The organism is Pseudoroseomonas cervicalis ATCC 49957, from assembly GCF_000164635.1.
Classification (GTDB): Bacteria; Pseudomonadota; Alphaproteobacteria; order Acetobacterales; family Acetobacteraceae; genus Pseudoroseomonas; species Pseudoroseomonas cervicalis.
In genome coordinates this window covers 1-2,006 of sequence record NZ_GG770870.1, presented here as the reverse complement: position 1 = coordinate 2,006, position 2,006 = coordinate 1, and the positions used below count along the sequence as shown (strand labels likewise).

The following is a 2,006-nucleotide window of genomic DNA, read 5'->3' as shown; positions in this document are numbered from 1 at the left end:
GGCAGGACTGCGGCGCGGTGCGCGGCGAGGCCGGCGCGCACGGCCGCCGCCTCCGGCCCGGCATTGTCGGTGATGAAGTCGAAGCGCTCCGCCAGCATCAGCCGCCGAACCGCCCCCAGCCGGCGACGATGACGGTGAGCAGGCCGAGCGCCAGATTGGCCAGGATCAGCTGCCGCACCTTGTCGGACGCCACCGCCGCCGCCGCCATGTCGCCCGCCGCCAGCGCCGCGCGCATGGTCTTCCAGGGGCCGAAGAAGATCGCCAGGAACAGCGCCGACATCAGCAGCCCGGTCAGGTGCATGGTGTGGATGTGCCAGCCGGTGCCGCGGAAGCCGCCATACCAGCCGAACAGCAGCGCGTAGCCGGTGGCCAGCATCACCGGCATGGCGTGCCAGACCAGCAGGAAGAAGCGGCGATGGGCCGCCTGCGTCACCGCCAGGCGCTGCGGCCCCGGCAGCTCGGCCAGGGCCGGGCGCAGCACCAGCATGCCGAAGGCCATGCCCCCCACCCACAGCACCGCGAACACCAGGTGCAGCACATAGACCAGCGTCATTCCGTCACTCCTCGTCATGGGCCTGAGGCTTGGGGCTCAGGCGCCGGGGTCAAGGTCCTGGGGCTCAAGATCTGGGGTGGCTCAGGGCGTTGGCGAAGCCAGCGATTCCTCGATGGCGCGCAGCACCGCCCGCGCCTCGGCCGCGGCGCTGCCGCGCGGCGCCGCCTCGGCCACGCCCAGCCCCCGGGCGAAGGCGCTGGCGAAATCCGCCCGGTTGCCGAAGCCGTAGTCGAGCAGCGGCAGGCCGCGGCGGCGCAGCTCGGCCACGATCTCCTCGCGCAGCCGGCCCTGCGGCGGCACGCGGTTCAGCAGCAGCCGCACCAGGCGCTTCTCCTCCGCCGCCACCGCCAGCGTGGCCTCCATCGCCCACAGATCGGCGGCGGAGGGCTGCAGCGGCACCAGCACCAGATCGGCGGCGCGGATGGCGATGCGCGCATCGCTGTCGGCATGCGGCGGCGTGTCGATCACCAGCGAATCATGCGTGCCGCGCAGCTGCTCCAGCGTCGCCGGCATGCGCCAGCCCGACACGGCGGCGAAATCCAGCGGCCGTGCCTGGGCCTGGCCGGCGCGCAGGCCGTGCCAGCGTGCCAGGCTCTGCTGCGGGTCGCTGTCCAGCAGGGCGACGCGCTGGCCCTGCGCCGCCAGGCTGGTGGCCAGCGTCGCCGCCACCGTGGACTTGCCCGCCCCGCCCTTGCGCTGCGCCACCGTCACCACGAAGGCCATGCCCCGCTCCTCCCGCCTGCCTGCCACCCCGGCCTATCCTGCCCTGCGCCGCCGCGCCAGGCCAGCACAGCCGGACCCGGCATGGACGCCGGCCCCACGCGACCCCACACTAGAGCCAACGGCCACCGACACGGAGGAACGCCATGAGCGTCGCCGACATTCCCCCCCGCGCCACCTGGGACGCGCTGCGCAGCGACCCCGATTCGGTGCTGATCGACGTGCGCACCGATGCCGAATGGAATTTCGTCGGCCTGCCCGACCTGGCCGAGGCCGGCAAGCAGCCGGTGCTGATCCCCTGGCAGCTCTACCCCGGCATGCAGGTCAACGCCGCCTTCGCCGAGCATCTGCGCAAGGCGGGCGTCACCCCGCTGCACAAGCTCTACTTCCTGTGCCGCTCCGGCGCGCGCAGCCTGGCCGCCGCCCAGGCCGCCCAGGCCGCCGGCTATGCCCATGTCCACAACATCGCCGACGGCTTCGAGGGCCCGCCCGACGCCGAGGGCCATCGCGGCCAGGTCGCCGGCTGGAAGGCCGAGGGCCTCCCCTGGCGCCAGCGCTAGTTTTCCGGGCTGCCGCCGTCTTGCGGACCAGCGGGACTCTCTTTCGCGGCGCCGCCGCCCCGGTGGAGAAGCGGGACTCTTCTCCCGGCCGCGGCGCCGCCTGATGCTTCAGCCGGCGGCGCGGGCCTTGCGCGTCGCCGCCGCCTTCCTCGCGCTGGCCGAGCGGGCGGCGG

3 protein-coding genes are annotated in these 2,006 nt (G+C 74.2%); 1 reads left to right on the top strand and 2 read right to left on the bottom strand.

The window, feature by feature from the left end; genetic code table 11:
* Positions 1-97: 97 nt before the first annotated feature.
* A complete protein-coding gene (locus HMPREF0731_RS19830) occupies positions 98-553 on the bottom strand; it encodes a CopD family protein (protein ID WP_040614177.1) in 456 nt (151 codons plus the stop codon).
* Positions 554-634: 81 nt separating this feature from the next.
* Positions 635-1,276 (bottom strand): ParA family partition ATPase, encoded by a 642-nt coding sequence (gene parA / locus HMPREF0731_RS19825; RefSeq protein WP_007005998.1) that lies wholly within the window; start codon positions 1,274-1,276, stop codon positions 635-637.
* Positions 1,277-1,419: 143 nt separating this feature from the next.
* Between parA and HMPREF0731_RS19820 the strand changes: the two genes are divergently transcribed.
* The gene (locus HMPREF0731_RS19820; RefSeq protein WP_007005997.1) at positions 1,420-1,833 is read left to right on the top strand and encodes a rhodanese-like domain-containing protein; all 414 of its coding nucleotides are present in this window, start codon (positions 1,420-1,422) and stop codon (positions 1,831-1,833) included.
* Positions 1,834-2,006: the final 173 nt, after the last annotated feature.

Coding starts and splice junctions, on each gene's coding strand:
- HMPREF0731_RS19830 (WP_040614177.1), bottom strand. CDS start 553: ATGACGCTGGTCTATGTGCTGCACCTGGTGTTCGCGGTGCTGTGGGTG.
- parA (WP_007005998.1), bottom strand. CDS start 1,276: ATGGCCTTCGTGGTGACGGTGGCGCAGCGCAAGGGCGGGGCGGGCAAG.
- HMPREF0731_RS19820 (WP_007005997.1), top strand. CDS start 1,420: ATGAGCGTCGCCGACATTCCCCCCCGCGCCACCTGGGACGCGCTGCGC.